This is a genomic window from Amycolatopsis acidicola (genome assembly GCF_007713735.2).
In the GTDB taxonomy this organism is placed as follows: Bacteria; Actinomycetota; Actinomycetes; order Mycobacteriales; family Pseudonocardiaceae; genus Amycolatopsis_E; species Amycolatopsis_E acidicola.
This window is the reverse complement of the sequence record NZ_VMNW02000129.1, coordinates 1-17,706: the sequence shown is the minus strand read 5'-3', so window position 1 is coordinate 17,706 and position 17,706 is coordinate 1. Positions and strand designations below refer to the sequence as shown.

The 17,706-nt window shown below is 70.7% G+C and carries 20 protein-coding genes; 10 read left to right on the top strand and 10 right to left on the bottom strand.

Going from position 1 to position 17,706, the window contains the following annotated elements:
* The coding region (locus tag FPZ12_RS46170) for a hypothetical protein (protein ID WP_208026203.1) at positions 1 to 273 on the bottom strand (273 nt) is incomplete at its 3' end.
* A 37-nt stretch (positions 274 to 310) separates the two neighbouring features.
* On the opposite strand from FPZ12_RS46170, the gene FPZ12_RS42340 reads away from it, so the two are divergent.
* Positions 311 to 994 carry a FadR/GntR family transcriptional regulator gene (locus FPZ12_RS42340; protein ID WP_144762382.1) on the top strand — a complete coding sequence of 228 codons (684 nt, stop codon included), beginning with the start codon at positions 311 to 313 and terminating at the stop codon, positions 992 to 994.
* 19 nt (positions 995 to 1,013) lie between these two features.
* On the opposite strand, the gene FPZ12_RS42335 is transcribed toward FPZ12_RS42340, so the two are convergent.
* On the bottom strand, positions 1,014 to 1,763 hold the full coding sequence (locus tag FPZ12_RS42335) for an SDR family NAD(P)-dependent oxidoreductase (RefSeq protein WP_144762379.1): 750 nt from the start codon (positions 1,761 to 1,763) through the stop codon (positions 1,014 to 1,016).
* Positions 1,760 to 2,611 carry a fumarylacetoacetate hydrolase family protein gene (locus FPZ12_RS42330; RefSeq protein ID WP_144762385.1) on the bottom strand — a complete coding sequence of 284 codons (852 nt, stop codon included), beginning with the start codon at positions 2,609 to 2,611 and terminating at the stop codon, positions 1,760 to 1,762. Before FPZ12_RS42330 ends, FPZ12_RS42335 begins: the two co-directional genes overlap by 4 nt.
* 107 nt (positions 2,612 to 2,718) lie before the next feature.
* On the opposite strand from FPZ12_RS42330, the gene FPZ12_RS42325 reads away from it, so the two are divergent.
* The 3 genes from FPZ12_RS42325 to FPZ12_RS42315 are packed head-to-tail and all read left to right on the top strand — an operon-like array spanning position 2,719 to position 5,552.
* Complete coding sequence (locus tag FPZ12_RS42325; RefSeq protein ID WP_144762376.1) at positions 2,719 to 4,008, top strand: enolase C-terminal domain-like protein; 1,290 nt, start codon at positions 2,719 to 2,721, stop codon at positions 4,006 to 4,008.
* A 30-nt stretch (positions 4,009 to 4,038) separates the two neighbouring features.
* Positions 4,039 to 4,695 (top strand): transcriptional repressor LexA, encoded by a 657-nt coding sequence (lexA, locus tag FPZ12_RS42320; RefSeq protein WP_144762373.1) that lies wholly within the window; start codon positions 4,039 to 4,041, stop codon positions 4,693 to 4,695.
* Positions 4,696 to 4,724: 29 nt separating this feature from the next.
* The gene (locus FPZ12_RS42315) at positions 4,725 to 5,552 is read left to right on the top strand and encodes an SDR family oxidoreductase (RefSeq protein ID WP_150980754.1); all 828 of its coding nucleotides are present in this window, start codon (positions 4,725 to 4,727) and stop codon (positions 5,550 to 5,552) included.
* Positions 5,553 to 5,555: 3 nt separating this feature from the next.
* Here the strand turns inward: FPZ12_RS42315 and FPZ12_RS42310 are convergent, their stop codons facing one another.
* Both FPZ12_RS42310 and FPZ12_RS42305 read right to left on the bottom strand, forming a co-directional pair.
* Positions 5,556 to 5,978, bottom strand: coding sequence for a GNAT family N-acetyltransferase (locus tag FPZ12_RS42310; protein WP_144759899.1), 423 nt, complete (start codon positions 5,976 to 5,978; stop codon positions 5,556 to 5,558).
* Positions 5,979 to 5,997: 19 nt separating this feature from the next.
* On the bottom strand, positions 5,998 to 6,699 hold the full coding sequence (locus tag FPZ12_RS42305) for a trimeric intracellular cation channel family protein (RefSeq protein WP_144759896.1): 702 nt from the start codon (positions 6,697 to 6,699) through the stop codon (positions 5,998 to 6,000).
* Positions 6,700 to 6,789: 90 nt separating this feature from the next.
* On the opposite strand from FPZ12_RS42305, the gene FPZ12_RS42300 reads away from it, so the two are divergent.
* Positions 6,790 to 7,563 carry an enoyl-CoA hydratase/isomerase family protein gene (locus tag FPZ12_RS42300; protein ID WP_144759894.1) on the top strand — a complete coding sequence of 258 codons (774 nt, stop codon included), beginning with the start codon at positions 6,790 to 6,792 and terminating at the stop codon, positions 7,561 to 7,563.
* Between the two features lie 203 nt (positions 7,564 to 7,766).
* Here FPZ12_RS42300 and FPZ12_RS42295 read toward each other — a convergent pair whose 3' ends face one another.
* Genes FPZ12_RS42295 through FPZ12_RS42285 form a run of 3 tightly spaced genes read right to left on the bottom strand, consistent with a single transcriptional unit; the run spans position 7,767 to position 10,988 of the window.
* Entirely contained in the window at positions 7,767 to 8,642 is an 876-nt protein-coding gene (locus tag FPZ12_RS42295) for a VOC family protein (protein WP_144759891.1), read from the bottom strand.
* A 1-nt stretch (position 8,643) separates the two neighbouring features.
* Positions 8,644 to 9,864, bottom strand: coding sequence for an acyl-CoA dehydrogenase family protein (locus tag FPZ12_RS42290; protein ID WP_144759888.1), 1,221 nt, complete (start codon positions 9,862 to 9,864; stop codon positions 8,644 to 8,646).
* Complete coding sequence (locus tag FPZ12_RS42285) at positions 9,861 to 10,988, bottom strand: acyl-CoA dehydrogenase family protein (RefSeq protein ID WP_144759885.1); 1,128 nt, start codon at positions 10,986 to 10,988, stop codon at positions 9,861 to 9,863. The genes FPZ12_RS42290 and FPZ12_RS42285 overlap by 4 nt, the downstream gene beginning before the upstream one ends.
* 122 nt (positions 10,989 to 11,110) lie before the next feature.
* Between FPZ12_RS42285 and FPZ12_RS42280 the strand changes: the two genes are divergently transcribed.
* The 3 genes from FPZ12_RS42280 to FPZ12_RS42270 all read left to right on the top strand — a co-directional run bounded on the left by FPZ12_RS42280 (position 11,111) and on the right by FPZ12_RS42270 (position 14,584).
* The gene (locus FPZ12_RS42280; RefSeq protein WP_144759882.1) at positions 11,111 to 11,416 is read left to right on the top strand and encodes a DUF4286 family protein; all 306 of its coding nucleotides are present in this window, start codon (positions 11,111 to 11,113) and stop codon (positions 11,414 to 11,416) included.
* Entirely contained in the window at positions 11,413 to 12,183 is a 771-nt protein-coding gene (locus tag FPZ12_RS42275) for an NAD(P)-dependent oxidoreductase (protein ID WP_144759879.1), read from the top strand. The genes FPZ12_RS42280 and FPZ12_RS42275 overlap by 4 nt, the downstream gene beginning before the upstream one ends.
* A 148-nt stretch (positions 12,184 to 12,331) precedes the next feature.
* The gene (locus tag FPZ12_RS42270) at positions 12,332 to 14,584 is read left to right on the top strand and encodes an MFS transporter (protein WP_144759876.1); all 2,253 of its coding nucleotides are present in this window, start codon (positions 12,332 to 12,334) and stop codon (positions 14,582 to 14,584) included.
* Positions 14,585 to 14,632: 48 nt separating this feature from the next.
* On the opposite strand, the gene FPZ12_RS42265 is transcribed toward FPZ12_RS42270, so the two are convergent.
* Positions 14,633 to 15,370: an SDR family NAD(P)-dependent oxidoreductase gene (locus tag FPZ12_RS42265; RefSeq protein WP_144759873.1), complete on the bottom strand. Its 738-nt coding sequence runs from the start codon at positions 15,368 to 15,370 to the stop codon at positions 14,633 to 14,635.
* Complete coding sequence (locus tag FPZ12_RS42260; protein WP_144759870.1) at positions 15,367 to 16,134, bottom strand: SDR family NAD(P)-dependent oxidoreductase; 768 nt, start codon at positions 16,132 to 16,134, stop codon at positions 15,367 to 15,369. The genes FPZ12_RS42265 and FPZ12_RS42260 overlap by 4 nt, the downstream gene beginning before the upstream one ends.
* 218 nt (positions 16,135 to 16,352) lie before the next feature.
* Between FPZ12_RS42260 and FPZ12_RS42255 the strand changes: the two genes are divergently transcribed.
* Both FPZ12_RS42255 and FPZ12_RS42250 read left to right on the top strand, forming a co-directional pair.
* Positions 16,353 to 16,979 (top strand): TetR/AcrR family transcriptional regulator, encoded by a 627-nt coding sequence (locus FPZ12_RS42255; protein WP_144759867.1) that lies wholly within the window; start codon positions 16,353 to 16,355, stop codon positions 16,977 to 16,979.
* On the top strand, positions 16,976 to 17,461 hold the full coding sequence (locus tag FPZ12_RS42250; RefSeq protein ID WP_208026202.1) for a hypothetical protein: 486 nt from the start codon (positions 16,976 to 16,978) through the stop codon (positions 17,459 to 17,461). Before FPZ12_RS42255 ends, FPZ12_RS42250 begins: the two co-directional genes overlap by 4 nt.
* Positions 17,462 to 17,706: the final 245 nt, after the last annotated feature.

The window sequence follows — 17,706 nt, the reverse complement described above, 5'->3', positions numbered from 1 at the left end:
GGGCTCGGTGGGGTGGGCGGTCTTGTCGCCGGACTGCTCGGGCGATTCGTTGTGGCCGCGTTCGTTGTGGCCGCGCGTTCGCTGCGCCAGGGAACCATCGGCACCGTGATCCGCCCTGAGGCCCTCGCTCGTGCGCTCGGCGTCGACGAGACTCTCGATGCTGGGCCGGTCGGGTGGCGTGCCCCGGCGGTCCGTGTCCGCCTGCGGCGGCTCCGCCGCCAGGCCGCCTCGCCGATCGCTGGAGCCCCAAAGGTCCGATGTATGGTGAAGCAAGGAGCCTTTGCTACGGCTCAGGGCGGGAAGTGAGCCGATGTCTGTCACTGATGACGCGATCGAAGCGATCAAGCAGATGATCTTGACGGGCGAGCTGCGCCCGGGTGACAGGCTGCCGCGCGAACCCGAACTCGCTGAGCGGCTCGGGCTCTCCCGCAACTCCTTGCGCGAAGCCGTGCGCGCACTTTCGCTGATCCACGTCCTCGACGTCCGGCAGGGCGACGGCACCTACGTGACGAGCCTCGAACCGGGGCTGCTGATGGACGCGCTCGGCTTCGTCGTGGACTTCCACCGCGACGACACCGTGTTGCAGTTCTTCGAGGCGCGCCGCGTGCTCGAGCCCGCCGTCACGGCGATGGCCGCCATGTACATGAGCGAGTACGACATCCAGAACCTGGCTTACCTGCTCGACTCGCTCCCCGAAGAGCCGACGGTGGACGAGCTGGTCGCGAACGACGTCGAGTTCCACCGGCGCATCGCGGCGGGCTCGGGTAATCCCGTGTTGTGCTCGCTGGTGGAGAACGTGTCCGGGCGGACGACGCGCGCCCGCATGTGGCGCGCGATCACCCAGGACAATGTGGTCGACCGGACGCTGTCCGAGCACCGCGCCATCCTGCAGGCGCTCGCCGCCCGCGAGGTCGAACTCGCCCGGTCCTGGGCCACCGTGCACATCGCGGGCGTCGAGCACTGGATCCGCAAGACACTCGTGGACGGCGCCTGAGCGCCGCCACCCCGACGTGTCACCGCGGCCGGAGCCGCAGTTCCTGCATGCCCCCGTCCACGGCGAGGCCGACCCCGGCCGAGGACGTCGCGCTCGGGCTCGCCAGATACGCCACCGCGTGCGCGATCTCCTCCGCGGACACGAGCCTTCCGTGCGGTTGCCGGGCTTCCAGCGCCGCGCGCTCCGCCGCCGGATCGTCCGCGCGGTCGAGCAGCCTGCCGATCCACGGGGTGTCGGCCGTCCCCGGATGCACGCAGTTCACCCGGATCCCCTCGTGCAGGTGGTCCGCCGCCATCGCCCGCGTCAACGCCGCGACCGCGCCCTTCGACGCGCTGTAGAGCGCCCGCTGCGGCAGCCCCGCGGTCGCCGCGACGGAACCGGTGTTGACGATCGCGGCCGCGGGGGAACGGCGCAGGTGCGGCAGCGCCGCCCGGCTCACCCGCACCATGCCGAGCAGGTTGACGTCCAGCACCCGCAGCCATTCCGCGTCGTCGTTGTCCGCGACCGTGCCCTGTGCGCCGATGCCCGCGTTGTTCACCACGATGTCGATCCGTCCGAAGTGGACGGACACGGCTTCGATCGCCGCCCGGACCGCGGCGTCGTCGGTGACGTCCGCGCGGACCCCGAGCAGCCCGTCTTCGGCGGGCACCTCAGTAAGGTCGAGGGCCGCCACCTTCGCGCCGCGCTTTCGCAGCGTGCGGACCACGGCGGCGCCGATGCCGGAAGCGCCGCCGGTGACCACCGCGACGAGCCCGTCGAACTCGCTCACGCGCGGTCCGTCGCGACGAACTCCTGCCGCTGCCTGCCCAGGCCCTCGATCTCCAGCTCCACCACGTCGCCCGCCTTCAGGTACGGGAACCGGCCCGACAGCGCCACCCCCTGCGGGGTGCCGGTGAGGATCACGTCGCCCGGTTCGAGCGCCAGGTACCGGCTCAGGTTGTGCACCAGATACTCGACCCCGAAGACCATGTCCTTGGTGTTCGAGTCCTGGCGCGGTTCGCCGTTGACCCAGCTGCGCAGCCGCAGGTTCCGGTGGTCGACCTCGTCGGGGGTCACCAGCCACGGGCCGAGCGGGCTGAACCCGGGCGCGCATTTGCCCTTGCTCCACTGGCCGCCGGACTCCTCCAGCTGGTAGCGGCGCTCGGAAAGGTCGTTACCCACCAGGAATCCCGCGACGTGCGCCATGCTCTGCTCCGGAGAATCCAGGTACAGCGCGCGCTTGCCGATCACGACGCCGAGCTCCACCTCCCAGTCGGTGCGCTCGCTGCCCGGAGGGATCGCGACGCGGTCGTCTGGTCCGCCGACGGTGTTCGGCGTCTTGAGGAAGATGATCGGCACCTCGGGCGGTTTCGCGCCGGACTCGGCGGCGTGCTCGGCGTAGTTCATGCCCACGCAGACGATCGCGCCCGGGCGGGCGACCGGCGAACCGGTCCGCAGCTGCTCGGCGCCCGCCAGCTCGGGGAGGTCGCCGACGGCCTGCCACGCGGTGTCGAGACCGCCGCCCGCCAGGAAGGCGCCGTCGATGTCCGCGGTCACCCCGGACAGGTCGTAGGCCTTGCCGTCGGCGATGACGACGGGCCGCTCCTGGCCGGCGGGGCCGAGCCGGGCGAATTTCACCATGCACTCCTCACGTCAGTGATCGGGTGTCTGCCGCCCAAGGTGGGGGGCAATGAATCCTTGCTGCGATTCTTGACCACCAGACATCGGATGTCTAGCGTGCTCCTGTGCCGCGTTTCCTCGACCTTCGCACCCACGACGTGCGGTTCCCGACTTCCCGGACGCTCGACGGTTCCGACGCGATGAACCCGGACCCGGACTACTCGGCCGCGTACGTCCGGCTGCGCACCGATCGTCCGGACTGGCCGGAGGGGCACGGGTTCGTCTTCACCATCGGCCGCGGCAACGACGTCCAGGCCGCCGCCATCGAGGCGTTGCGAGAGCACGTCGTCGGCCGCGACGCGGAGGAGGTCCTCGCGGACCTCGGCGCGTTCTGGCGGGAGCTGGTGCACGATTCCCAGCTGCGCTGGCTCGGCCCCGAGAAGGGCATCATGCACATGGCGATCGGCGCGGTCGTCACCGCGCTGTGGGACCTGCGCGCCAAACGAGCCGGGAAACCGTTGTGGCGCCTGCTTTCCGGGCTCACGCCCGAGGAGATCGTCGACCTTGCCGACTTCCGCTACCTCACTGACGCGCTCACCCGCGACGAAGCACTGGAGATCCTGCACCGCGCCGAACCCGGCCGCGCCGGGCGCGAAGCGAAGCTGCTCAGCGACGGATATCCCGCGTACACCACCACTCCCGGCTGGCTCGGCTACGACGACGAAAAGCTGGCGCGCCTGTGCCGCGAGGCCGTCGACGACGGGTTCGGGCTGATCAAGCTCAAGGTCGGCGCCGACCCCGCCGACGACGTCCGCCGCCTCCGGATCGCCCGCGAGGCCGTCGGCCCGGACATCCGCATCGCCGTGGACGCGAACCAGCGCTGGGACGTCGCCGAGGCCATCCGCAGGCTGGATGCCTTGCGCCCCTTCGATCTCGCCTGGATCGAGGAGCCGACGAGCCCCGACGACGTGCTCGGGCACGCCGCGATCGCCCGCGCCGTCGCGCCCCTGCCCGTGGCCACCGGCGAGCACCTGGCGAACCGCGTGCTGGCCAAGCAGTTCCTCCAGGCCCGCGCGCTTTCCGTGCTCCAGCTCGACGCCACCCGGGTGGCCGGGGTCAACGAGAACCTCGCGATCCTGTTGCTGGCGGCCAAGTTCGGCGTCCGCGTATGCCCGCACGCCGGGGGCGTGGGGCTGTGCGAAGCCGTGCAGCACCTCGCGATGTTCGACTACGTAGCCGTTTCCGGGCGCGTCGAGGACCGGATGATCGAGTACGTCGACCACCTCCACGAGCACTTCGTCACCCCGGCCGACGTCCGCGCCGGACGCTACTTCCCGCCGCTCGCCCCCGGCGCCGGCACCGAGCTGCGCGAAGAGTCCATTGTGGAGTACACCTACGCCCACCCGGCGGGCTGACCAGGCACGGCGGCCTCTACCATGGCGCGGGTGACCGCCTACGACGACCTGTTCGAGCACCTCGACACCACCGCGCTGCCGCCCCGCCAGCAGCGCATCCTGGCCGCGATCCGGGACTGGGTCGTCCACCACGGCTACTCGCCGAGCGCCCGCGAAATCGGGGACGCGGTGGGCCTGCGTTCGTCGTCCACGGTCTCCAAGCACCTGAAAGCCTTGGAGGACAAGGGTTTCCTGCGGCGCGGCGGTTCGGTCACCCGGCCGATCGACGTGCGCGCCTTCCTGCAGGAGCCCGCGGGCGGGCGCGCGTCGGCGGATTCGGTCCCGGTCCCGGTCGTCGGTGACATCGCCGCGGGCGCCCCGATCACCGCCGACGAGCACCTCGACGACGTGCTGAACCTGCCGCGTGATCTCACCGGCCGCGGCACGGTGTTCGGCCTGCGCGTGCGCGGTGATTCGATGATCGACGCCGCGATCTGCGACGGCGACATCGTGGTGGTGCGCCAGCAGCAGGAGGCGCATTCCGGGCAGATCGTCGCCGCGATGATCGACGGCGAAGCCACCGTGAAGGTGTTCCGCCGCCGCGACGGGCACGTGTACCTGGAGCCCCGCAACCCGGCGTACGACGTGATCGACGGCGACGAGGCCGTGGTGCTGGGTGCCGTGGTTTCGGTGCTGCGCAGCGTCTGAAACCTGCCCGACAGCTGTAGGGTAACGGCATGAGCGCAGAGGTGCTGGTCGTCGTCGGCAGCGGTGGGATGGGGCAGGCGGCGGCTCGCCGCCAGGGCCCGGGGCGGACGGTCCTGCTGGCCGACTTCGACGAGAAAACCCTGGGCACGGCGGCGGAATCCTTGCGCGAAGCCGGTCATGACGTGCGCACTCGGCCCGTCGACGTCGCCTCGGCCGAGTCCGTCCCCGCCCTGGCCGCGAGGGCCGCGGAACTGGGCCGGGTCACCCAGGTGGTGCACACGGCTGGGCTGTCCCCGGCGCAGGCGTCCGCCGAGGCGATCTTGAAGGTCGACCTGCTCGGCGTCGGGCTGGTGCTCGCGGAGTTCGCCGAGGTGATCGCGCCCGGCGGCGCGGGCGTGGTCATCTCCAGCATGGCCGGGCACATGGCGCCCCCGCTGCCCGCCGAACAGGAGCAGGCGCTGCTCGCCACCGCGCCCGCCGAACTGCTGACCCTCCCGTTCGCGAACCCGGCGAACGTGACCGAGCCGGGCGCGGCGTACTCGATCGCCAAGCTCGCCAACCGTGTCCAGGTCCAGGCCGCGAGCGTCGCCTGGGGCCGGCGCGGCGCCCGCGTCAACTCGATCAGCCCGGGCGTCATCTCCACCGCGATGGGGCAGCAGGAACTGGCCTCGCCCTCAGGCGCGTTCATGCGCACGATGATCGAGAAGTCCGGCACCGGCCGCGTCGGCACGGCGGACGACATCGCCGCCGCGGCGGCGTTCCTCCTGGGCCCGGAGTCGAGCTTCGTGACGGGCACGGACCTGCTCGTCGACGGCGGCGTGGTCGCGGCGCTGCGATCCGGCGCGCTGCAGCGCTGAGCCTCAGTCGAACTGCACGAAACAGCGCAACGTGCCCGGGCCGAAGTCGCGGGTTTCCGCGTAGCCGAGGCTTTCGTAGAACGCGCGCTGCGCGGGCTCGTCATCGGTGAGCAGCACCTTCTGGCGCACGTTCGCGTAGCGGTCGAGCATCGCTTGCACGAGCAGCCGCCCGACGCCGTTTCGCCGCTCTTCCGGGCGCACCAGCACATCCTGCAGGTAGCAGATCGTCGCGCCGTCGGACAGGGCGCGCGCCAGCCCGATCAGCCGCCCGCCGCGCCGCGCGGTGACCACAAAGGACGAACCGGCGATCGCCGTCGCGAGCAGATCCGGCTCCTTGGTGTAAGCGGACCAGCCAACGGATTCGTACAGCGGCAGCAGTTCCGCCGTGGTCAGTCCGGGTCGTTCTTCGAGCACGGGTTCGTCCACCCCGTGATTCTGGCACTCCTCAGCGGTTTCCCTCGCGGGGATTCCGGCGGAACCGGCGCCGGCGCCAGGCGGCCGCGAGCCGGGAATGCGGCTGCCACTCCAGCCCGTTGGGCAGGTTCCAGCCGAAGCGCACCGCGGCGACCCGGAACAACAGCGCGCCCACGATCCCGGCGACGATCCCGGTGATCGGCGAGCCGAGGTAGGTGCAGATGACCATGGTGGAGGCGACCGCCGCGGCGACCGTGCCGTAGAGCGGAGTCCCGCCGAACACGGCCGGGACACGGCGCAACATGATGTCGCGCAAGGCACCCCCGCCGACCGCGGTGGTCGTGCCCAGCAGGATCGCCGGGAGCCACCCGAGGCCGGTGGCCAGCGTCTTCTGCGCCCCCGTGACGGCCCAGAAGCCGATCACCGCCGCGTCGAGCGCGGTGAACAGCTTGTCCCACGCGCTTTCGCTGATCGAGATGAAGAACGCCAGCAGCGCCCCGGCCAGCGCGGTCGGGAGATAGGCGTAGTCGGTCAGCGCGACGGGTGTGCCGTGCTGGAGCAGGGTGTCGCGGATGACGCCGCCACCGAGCCCGGACACGCTGCCCACGACGAGGAAGCCGAACAGGTCGAGGCGCTCGGTGCGGGCGATCGCGCCGCCGAGTATCGCGCAGGCGAACACCCCGGCCAGATCGAGATATCGGGTGACCTGGTTGATCGCTTCCACCGCCGCCATACCGGCACCTTAAGCGGCGGGTCCGCGCGGCGCGTGCCGAGCACATCCGAGAAACTGGTTCTCCAAGATCGGGACTGTTATTCTCGGATCATGGCGGACGAGCTGGGCGCGGCGGGGCTGCGGTTCGAACGGGACGGGGTGTTCGGCTGGTGCGTACTCGACCGCCCGCGGGCGCGCAACGCGCTCACCCCGGCCATGTACTTCGGCATCAAACGCGCGCTGAAGCTGGTCGAGGAATCCGGCGAGCTGGCCGCGCTGATCATCACCGGCACCGGGGACGTGTTCGCGCCGGGCGGTGACCTCGGCGGCCGCGCCGAGCCGGGCGACGACCTGCCGGACGGGCTGGACGGGCCGGACGTGCTGCCGTTCGTGGCCATCCGGGACAGCCGCGTGCCCGTCGTCGCCGCCGTGAACGGGATCTGCCAGGCGGGCGGGCTGTTGATCGCGATGCTCTCGGACATCGCGGTGGCCAGCGACCGGGCGACGTTCCGGGTGCCGGAGCTGCTGCGCGGCATCCCCGACGCCACCTATGCCAGCGTCCTGCCCGCGCACGTCGGCGTTGCCATCGCGCGGGATCTGCTGTTGTCCGGCAGGCGGTTCGACGCCGCCGAGGCGCAGCGGCTCGGCGTGATCAGCCGTGTCGTCCCGCATGGCGAACTGCGTTCCGCGGCCACGCGGGCGGCGTCGGAAATCCTGCGCGCGGGCCCGGACGCCCGGCTGCACGTCAAACGCATGCTGAACGAGCACTACGGGCCGATCGACTACCAGACCATGTTCTGGTCACTGCGAAACTCCCGCGAGCCGCGCGAGGGGATGCGCGCGTTCATGGAAAAACGGGACCCGGACTGGATTCCCGGCGACTGACACGTACCCCCGGCGGTCCACAGTGGACGGCGCGACGGCCGGGGGCGAATCCCGGCCGCCGCCTCCCACCATCACCGATGGGCGAGGGAAACCCGGCGGCGATGCCGGTTAGAGAATAACATTCTCACCTCCGGTCCGCATTACTTCCGGACGGCTGTCAACTGTCGGCCCGCTCAAGCAGGGCGGCAGAACAGCGCACCCGCCTAGACCCCCGGTACATCGCGGCTCGTCCATCGGAACGGGACGCCGTGTGTGGTCGCGGGGTCGGTCAGCAGCGTGTACTCGTCCCGCGCCGTCACGCGGATTCGCTTGGCAGCCAGATACTCCGCGGCCACGTCGACATCCCGCACCCGGAACGCGGCCGCATGGTGGATTTCGTTGCAGGCGGCCAGATCGGCCGCGGCGAGGGTGCCGTCGGTGTTCGGAGTGGACAGTTGCACCACGGTGTCGCCCAGCTGCACGTAGCTGTCGTCGGTGCCGGTGAGCGCCGACGAATCGCGGTGCAGCACGGTTCCGCCCAGTATCCCGGCATAGATCCGCTCCGCGCGTTCGAGGTCGCGCGCCAGCACGGTCGTGTAGGCGAGCCCGGGGCAGCCCAGCGGATGCCCGTCCACCGGCCCATCGACGTTCCAGTCGCGCCGCAGCCGCGGGTCGCGGTCGCGCACGGCCCGGTGCGGGCCCATGAACTGCAGCTGGGTGAGCGTGTCCTTGGGATGCGTCATGACGATCCCGTCCGGCGCCGGGCGTTCGTCCGCCAGCACCCGGATCCCGGCGGCGGTGCAGCGCTCCCAGATCTCCCCGGCATCGTCGGTGTACCAGGCGATCGAGTGCCAGTGCGGGCCGAACCGCCGGTAGAACCGCCCCAGCGGCGACGCCTCCCAGCCCGGTTCCCGGAAGGCCGGGGCGGCCGGTTCGAGCACGCTGTCGCCGACCAGGATCAGCGACGCATCCCGCTTCTCCTGCTCGGAATAGTTGTGCTCGAAGAACGTCCGCACCGGGAAGACGTCGGCGTACCACTCTTCCAGCGCGCGCACGTCGGAACTCAGCTGAATGAGGTGGAACAGTTTCCCGATCGGCATCTCAGCGCCCTTGCTTCACCTGGCGGAACGGCACATCCCGGTCGGCGGCGTACTCGCGGGGCATCCCCAGCACCCGCTCGCTGATCACGTTCCGCGCCATTTCCACGCTGCCCCCGGCGATGGCGTTGGCCTGCCGGTAGATGTAGTCCTGCCCGGCCTGCCCGAGCCCGTGCTCCTCGCCCGCCCCGCCGGTCACCCCGGCCGCGCCGCCGATCCGCAGCGCCAGGTCGCTTTGCAGCAGGATGCTTTCGGCCTTGAACAACCGGATGACCGACGCCGCGGGCCCGTCCATCGTGCCCGACGCGATCGCCTGCCCGACCCGCGCGACGAGCTGGTTTTCGATCACCCGCATCGCCTGCGCCGCACCGATGTCCTCCCGCACGCGCGGGTCGTCGAGCTGGCCGGTTTCGCGGGCCAGCCCGATCAGGTTCGCCATCTCGCCGCCGATGCGCGGCCGTGCCCCGCTGAAGTACGGTGAACCGCCGCCCATCGCGCTGCGTTCGTGGTACAGCTGCCGCGACGCGACCGCCCAGCCGCCGTTCACCTCGCCGAGCACGCACGAATCGGGCAGCATGACGTTGTCGAAGAACTCCTGGCAGAACTCGTCCGACCCGTTCGTCTGCCGGATCCGCTGGATCGTCACGCCTTCCGCGTGCACCGGCATCAAAAACATCGTCAGGCCACGGTGTTTCGGCGCGTCCCAGTCGGTGCGCGCCAGGCAGAGCGCGTAGTCGGCGGCGTAGGCGCTCGAGCTCCAGATCTTGGACCCGTTGAGGATCCACATGTCTCCATCGCGTTCGGCGCGGGTGGTCAGCCCCGCGAGGTCCGAGCCGCCCCGGGGCTCGGACAGGAACTGCACCAGGATCTCGTCCCCGGCGAGCACCGCGCGCAGGTGCTCACGCTTCTGCTCCTCGGTGCCACAGTCCAAAATGGTCGGCGCGCACACCCCGAACGTCGGCATGTTCAGCACCAGCGGCATTTCGTAGGCCAGCGACTCCTCGGTGAACGCCCGCTGGTGCTCCTGCGTGAGCCCGAGGCCACCGTATTCGCGCGGGAAGCAGATCCCGGCGAATCCGCCTTCGTAGAGCCGTTTCTGAAGCACGCGTGCGCGCTCCCAGGTCTGCTCGTCGCCGTCCGCCGCGAGTTTTTCCGGCGCGGGCGGCAGGTTTTCCTTCAGCCAGCGCCGGGCGCGGGCGCGGAAGCTTTCCACCGGCTCGTTCATGCGGCACTCCTGGTCAGCAGGTCGGTGATCAGCCGCCGGTGCTCCTCCGGCGTCCCGTACAACGCGCGCCCGAGCGTCACGCGGCGCAGGTACAGATGGATGTCGTGCTCCCAGGTCACGCCGATGCCGCCGTGCAGCTGCACGCAGTCCTGCACGATCACCGGGGCTTTCGCGCCGACGTAGGACTTGGCCGTGCTGACCGCTTCCGGCGCCGACGACGGGTCCTCGTCGATCGTGCGGGCGGCGGCCGCGGACGTGGCGAGGCAGGCTTCGAGCCAGGTCTTGTTGTCCGCCATGCGGTGTTTGAGCGCCTGATAGGACGCGAGTGGCCGGCCGAAGGAATAGCGGTCGAACATCCACTGCACGGTGAACTCGAACGTCCGCTCGGCCGCCTCCGCCATCTCCGCGGCGGACAACACCGCGGCGGTCTGGAGTTGTGCCTCGACGGCATCCTCGGCGTCTTTTCCGCGCTGCACCACCGAATCGGCCCGGACATCGGCGAACCGCACCGAAGCGGTATGCCGCACCAGGTCCAGCGTCCATACGCGGGTGACGGTGACGCCGGGCGCGTCGGCGGGGACGAGCACTTGGACGAGCCCGTCGGGGGAGTGCGCGGTCACGAGGAAGACATCGGCCTGGTCGCCGCATTCCACGCGGTCCGCTTCGCCGGACAGCCGATAGCCGTCGCCGTCTGGTTCCGCTTGCACGCCATAGTGGCCGAGCCCGCGCGCGGGCCGGTAAAACGCCCACGCCGCAACGGTTTCCCCGCTCACGATCTCGCCGATCCGCTCGGCGAAGGGCTCGCCCGCGCGCACGAGTCCGGTCAGTACCGCGCTCGTGGTCAGCAGCGGGCCGGGCGCGCAGGCGCGGCCCATCTCCCCGGCGACGACGGCCAGGTCCGACATCGGGGCGCCGGAGACGCTACCGCCGCCGAGCCGTTCCGGCACGAGCATCGCAGTCCAGCCCAGTTCCGCGCCGCGGACCCACCAGTCGCGCTCGAAGCCCACGGGGGATTCGGACAGCTCACGGACCCGGCTGACCGGCACGGTCCTGGCGAGGAAGTCCCGGGTGGTCGAGGCGAACAGCCGCTGGTCCCCGGTCAGCTCACCGGTCGTAGAAACCATATTCTAAATTTAGCAGAATGACATTCTCGTCGGGAAGTGCCAGGACTTGCGCGCGGGCGGATCAAGAACCGATACTGACCCGGCAGATTCCCGGGAGTCGTGTTCTCGCAGGAGGAAGTCCGATGGCGCAGCTGCTGGTGTTCTCCAACGCGAAGGACGGCCGCGACGACGACTACAACGAGTGGTACGACTCGATCCATCTGCCCGACATGCTCGGCGTGCCCGGGGTGAAGTCCGGCGCCCGTTACCGCGTAAGGGAGCTGCCCGGCAGGCCGTCCGAGCACAAGTACCTCGCCGTCTACGAGCTCGACCGCGACGCGGGCGAAGTACTGAAGGAGATCGGCGAGCTGATGGCCTCCGACCCGTCGCGCGCCACCGATTCGCTCGACTTCGGCACGGTGGTCGCCACCGTCTGGGAACGCCAGTGACCCGTCTCGGCTTCGTCGGCGCGGGCCGGATGGGCCTGCCGATGGTGCGACGGCTCGCCGCGGCCGGGCACGAAGTCCGCGCGCTGGGCCGCACTCCCGGAAAACGGGCCGAGCTGACGGCCGCGGGCGCGCAGCCGGTCTCCGAGATCGCCGACGCCACAGGGGAAATCGTCTTCGTGTGCGTGTTCGACGACGCCCAGGTTCGCCGCGTGTGCCTGGAAAGCGAGCTGCTGCCGCAGGACGCCGTCGTCGTTCTCCATACGACGGGAAGTCCGCGCACCGCCGAGGAAATCGCCGCTCGCGGGGTCGAGGTGGTGGACGCGCCGGTCAGTGGGGGGCCGCACGACATCGCCGCGGGGCGGCTGACGGTCTTCGCCGGCGGCAGCGCCGAGGCCGTGGCGAAGGTGCGCCCGGTGCTCGAAAGTTACGGCGATCCCGTCCTGCATGTCGGCCCGCTGGGTGCGGGGCAACGGGTCAAGCTGGTCAACAACACGCTCTTCGCGGCCAACATCGGACTTCTCGCCGAGGCCGTGCGCCTCGCGGGCCAACTGGGCGTGGCCGAGGAGACGCTTCTGGACGCGCTCACGCACGGCAGCGGTGCCAGCCGTGCGCTCGCGGGCGTCGCGCAGCGGGGTTCGGTCGGCGCTTTCACCAGCGCGGTCGCGGATTTCGTCGGCAAGGACGTGGCGGTGGCCCGGAAGCTGGCCGCCGAGCTTGACGGTGATCCCGGGGTGCTCGGCGCCGCGATCGACTCCGTCTCCTGGTGAATCCCGCTCCTGTGTGGTGAGTCACGCTCCGTCGTGCCCGGAATTCGACAGACCGGCGGAAAAGGGCCATCGGGGCCTGCTATAGTAAGTCAATCAATTGATTTAACTCGCGTCCCCGAGCATGCCTCAAGACAGGAGAGTCGTCCCCATGACTCACGCCATCGCCCGGCCCGCCGGCCCGGAGGACGGCGCCAAGGTGCGGCCGGGAGCCATCGTGGCCGTCCTGGCCTTCGGCGGGATCGTGGTCTCGCTGATGCAGACCCTGATCATCCCGCTGGTGTCCGAGCTGCCCACGCTGCTCCACTCCACCGCGTCCGACGCCACCTGGGCGATCACCGCCACCCTGCTCGCCGCCGCCGTCGCCACGCCGACGATGGGCAGGCTCGGCGACATGTACGGCAAGCGGCGCATGCTGCTGTTCAGCGTGTGCATGCTCGTGATCGGCTCGGTCGTCTGCGCGCTCGCGGGCAACCTGCCGTTGATGGTCGTCGGCCGTGCGCTGCAAGGGCTCGCGTCCGGCGTGATCCCGCTGGGCATCAGCATCATGCGCGACGAACTGCCGCCTGAGAAGCTCGGTTCGGCCATCGCGCTGATGAGCGCTTCGCTCGGCATCGGCGGCGCGCTCGGCCTGCCCGCGGCGGCGCTGATCGCCCAGAACTTCGACTGGCACGTGCTGTTCTGGTCCTCCGCCGTCCTCGGCGCGATCGCCGGGGTGCTGGCGGTCATCCTGGTGCCGGAGTCGAAGGTGCGCACCGGCGGCCGGTTCGACTTCGTGGGCGCGCTCGGGCTTTCGGTGGCGCTGTTGTGCCTGCTGCTCGGCATTTCGAAGGGCTCGGACTGGGGCTGGGACAGCGGCCTCACCCTGGGGTCGCTGATCGCGGCCGTCGTCGTGTTCCTGGTCTGGGGCTGGTACGAGCTGCGCACGACGCAGCCGCTGGTCGACCTGCGCACCACCGCCCGCCGTCAGGTGCTGCTCACCAACATCGCCTCGGTGGTCTTCGGGTTCGCGATGTTCGCGATGTCGCTGGTGCTGCCGCAGCTGCTGCAGCTGCCGAAGGCGACCGGGTACGGGCTGGGCCAGACGATGGTCGTCGCGGGCCTGGTGCTGGCGCCGGGCGGCCTGCTGATGATGGCCACCGCGCCGGTCTCCGCCTGGATTTCCCGGACGAGGGGCCCGAAGGTCACGCTGATGATCGGCGCGCTCATCGTCGCGATCGGGTATGGGCTGAGCATCATGCTGATGGGCGCGGTGTGGCAGGTGCTGATCGGCGCCTGCGTCGTGATGCTCGGCATCGGGCTCGCCTACGGCGCGATGCCCGCACTCGTCATGGGCGGTGTGCCGCAGTCGGAAACCGCCGCGGCCAACAGTCTCAACACTCTGATGCGTTCGCTCGGGACTTCGTTCGCCAGCGCGATCGCGGGCGTGATCCTGGCCAGCATGACCACCCAGTTCGGCCCCGTCTCGGTGCCCTCGAAGAGCGGGTTCCAGGTGGTGCTCGCGATCAGCGTCGGCGCCGCGCTCACGGCGTTGATCATCGCCTCCTTCCTGCCCGGCCGTAAACCCGCGCCGGCCCGTGAAACCCCGGTGGCACAGGAGACTCCGGCCGTCGCGACGCCCGCTGCCGGTGGAGTGCTGTCCGGACGGCTGCTCACCAGCGCGGGCAGCCCGGTGCCGAACGGCGTGCTCACGGTGACCAGCGCGGACGGGCATCAGGTCGGCCGGGCGCGCGCCGGCGCCGACGGGAAGTACACAGTGGACGGTCTGCGTCCCGGCGCCTACACGCTGATCGTCACCGTGGCCGGGTTCGAGCCGGAGGCAGCCTCGGTCACCGTCGGCCCCGCCGGCGCGGTGCACGACTTCGAGCTCGCGGGCGGCGGCGCGGTGACCGGGATCGTCCGCCGCGCGCCGGAAGGCGCCGAGGTGCCCGGCGCGGGCGTCGCGGCCATGGACGCGGCGGGACAGGTCGTCGGGAGCACGCAGTGTGCCGACGACGGCACGTTCTACCTCGCCGGGCTTCCGTCCGGGGAAATCACCGTGGTGGCCCAGGTTCCCGGTCACCAGCCGCAGGCGCTGACGGTCACGATCACCGGTCAGGAACCGGCGGTGGTGGACCTGGTCGTCGAGTCGGCGGGCCGCTTGCGCGGCATCGTCAGCGGGCCGGACGGGCGTCCGCTCGCCGAAGCCACGGTTTCCGTCGCCAGGGCTGACGGTGAACTGGCGGGCACGACCGTCACCGACGCCGAGGGCCGGTACGAGCTGCGCGGCCTCGAACCCGGTGAGTACACCGTGGTCACCAGCCTCTACACGCCATCGGTGCGGCACGTCAGCCTCACCTCGGGCGAGCAGGGGAACGTGGATCTCGACCTCGGCACCGCGAACGCCGAACAGGCGACGGTCTGACGAACACGACGGGGGTGGCGGCTCTTCGCGGAGCCGCCACCCCTTTTTTCACGGTATATCCAGGGATTCCGAACGCTGGATCGTACCGGTGACGGCCGAGGAGGCCAACGCCACCGCCGCATCGGCCATCGCCTCCGGCGGTTCCACGGCCTCGGGCGGGATCCGTTGCCCGCCACCGCCCGCGGCCCAGCCTTCGGTGAGGACGACCCGCGAGGGCCGCAGGCAGTTCACCGCGATGTTGTCCGGTTCCAGCTGCACCGCCAGGCCGAGGTAGAGCCGCTCGACGGCGGCTTTGCTGACCCAGTAGGCGTTCGCGCCACGGTCGGTCATCTCCACGCCGCTCGTCGTCACCGCGATCATCGACCCGCCGCCGCGCTCCCGCAGGCGCGGGATCACCGCCTTGGTCACCAGGAAAACGCCGGTGAGATTCACGTCGAGACAGCGCTGCCAGCGGCTGAGCGGGGTGGACTCCACCGGCCCCAGCCACAGCACCCCGGCGTTCGCGACCAGGATGTCGATCCCGCCGAACTCCTTGACGGCCAAGGAAACCGCCCGCTCGACGGACTCCTCGTCGGTCACGTCGCACGCCACCGGCACCGCGCGCCCGCCATCGGCGTTGATGCCCTCGGCGACCGAATGGATCGTGCCCGGCAGCCTGCCCTCGGTCTCCGACCGGGCCGCCACCGCGACCGCGGCGCCCGCCCGCGCGAGCCCCTGCGCGATGTTCCGCCCGATGCCGCGGCTCGCCCCGGCGACGAAGGCGGCTTTCCCGGCCAGCACGGTCATTTCGGCGGGAAGCGCAGCGCGCCGTCGAGACGGATGACCTCGCCGTTGAGATAGTCGTTCTCGCAGATGGACTGGACCAGCTGCGCGTACTCCGACGAACGCCCCATCCGCTTCGGGAACGGGACCTGCGGCCCCCAGTACGCCTCCAGCTGATCGCCCGCCTTGCCGTAGGCCGGGGTCAGCATCGTGCCCGGCGCGATCGTCACCACGCGCACGCCCAGCGGCGAGAGGTCACGCGCGGCCACCAGCGTCATCCCGATCACCCCGCCTTTCGCGGCGGAGTAGGCGATCTGGCCGATCTGCCCTTCGTACCCGGCGATCGAGGCCGTGTTGACGATGATCCCGCGATGCCCTTCCTCCGTCACCGGCTCCTGCCGCCCGATGGCCGCCGCGGTCAGGCGGAGCACGTTGAACACGGCGACGAGGTAGTACTCGATGGTCGTCTTGAACCCGTCGAGCCCGGTGGGTTCGCCGTCGCGCCCGACGAGCCTGCCGCCGGCGGCGGGGCCGCCGTGGGTGTCCACCGAGATCCGCAGAGGACCGGCGTCCTCGGCTTCGGCGATGGCCGCGCGGATGTCCTCCTCGCTGGTCGCGTCCGTGTGCACGTACCGGACGCCCAGCTCCGCCGCCAGCGCTTTGCCCTTCTCGTCGGCGACGTCGGCGACGACGACCTTCGCGCCCGCGGCGTGCAACCGGCGCACCGTCGCCTCGCCCAGCCCGCCGGTGCCGCCGACCACAAGGGCGGAGCTCCCGCTGATGTCCATCCCGGCTCCTCTCGCGAAATCAACGCTCTACGGAAGAGAGAATATCATTCTCGATCAAATCCCGGGCTGGCCAGAGTTCTCAGCGCTCCGAGTCGAGGGGCTTACCGCCGACTCTGCGTGTTCGTGAAAACGCGATTCTCGCTCAATGAGACCCTTGTCACAGGAGTGGGAACCGACCTAGTGTGTGTTCGGTAGGTCGACGAGGACAAGGGAGTCCGGTGACCGGGCAACGTCCATACGCGGCACTGTTGGCCAAGGGCGCCGATACGCGGCAGCGCATTCTCGCCGTCGCGCAACGGCTGCTCGTCCGCCAGGGGTGGCGCACCACCACGCTCGGCCAGATCGCGCGTGAGGCCGGGGTCAGCACGGCCGGGCTCCTGCACCATTTCGACTCGAAGGACAACCTGCTGCACGCGGTTCTCGAAGCCAGGGACGCCTACGACGAGGAGAACCTGGACCCCACGGGCGCCAGGGACATCTTCGAGCAGGTCGAGGGCGCGGCCCGGCGGTTCCGCGAGGTGCCGCACCTGGTCGGCATGTTCGTGGTGCTGCTGATCGAAAACCTCGACGCGAACGCCCCGCTGCACGACCGTCTCGGCGGGCGCTACCAGGCCGCGCTCGCCGAGGTGGCCGCCGGCATCCGGCGCGGCCAGCTCGCCGGGCGCTACCGCACGGATCTGGACCCGGCCCTCAAGGCCGTGGAAATCGTCGCTTTTCTCTACGGGATGGAGACATCATGGCTGCTCGATCCTTCGATTCCGCTGACCGAGGTGTTCAAGGAGTACACCCGGTCGCTCTCCCGTCAGCTGACCGGGCCAGCCGCAGGCCGCTCCAGCGGCGGGTGATCGCGGTCGGGCGCAGCACGGCCGACGTCGTGCGGTGCGCTGGCGGCTGGCTGTTCGACTGCTGCCTGGCGGGACAGGACGTCATGGTGCTCGCGCCGGAAGCGGGGGACGAGCGTTCGCTGCGAATCCTCGGCGCCCACGCCGGAGACCTCGAAGCGGCGCTGTCGTCGCGTGATCGCGGGCCCCGGCCGCACGTGCTCGCCGTCGACACCGGCCTGTACGAGACGGATGCCCGTGTCCGCAAGCTCGTGCGGCTCTCACTGGAGCAGGGGCTGACGGAGGTCCGGTTCTGGGGCGGCGAACGGCAGAGCGCCGAAACCGGCGCGGTGGAACACCGGCTGAGCATGGCGGCGCTGGCTTTCAAGACCCAGGCGCTCGCCGCCGCGGCCGCGCCGACCGGGCTGCTGGACACCACCGAGGTGTTCCTCAGCGGTGAACTGGTGCCCGAGCCGCCCGCTCCCGATCTGGTTCCGGTGGCGTAGCAAACGTTTGCGCCCCAGCACTTCCCCGCCGCTCCGCGTGTTGGCCGTTCCCGCCGCCATGTTGGCCGCTCCGGGCCGTGTGGTGGCCGTTCCGGGGGGCGTGTTGGCTGTTTCGGGCCGTGTGGTGGCCGTTCCGGGGGGCGTGTTGGCTGTTTCGGGCCGTGTGGTGGCCGCTCCCGCCGCCATGTTGGCCGCTCCGGGCCGTGTGGTGGCCGTTCTTGTCCGTGTGGTGGCCCCTCCCGACC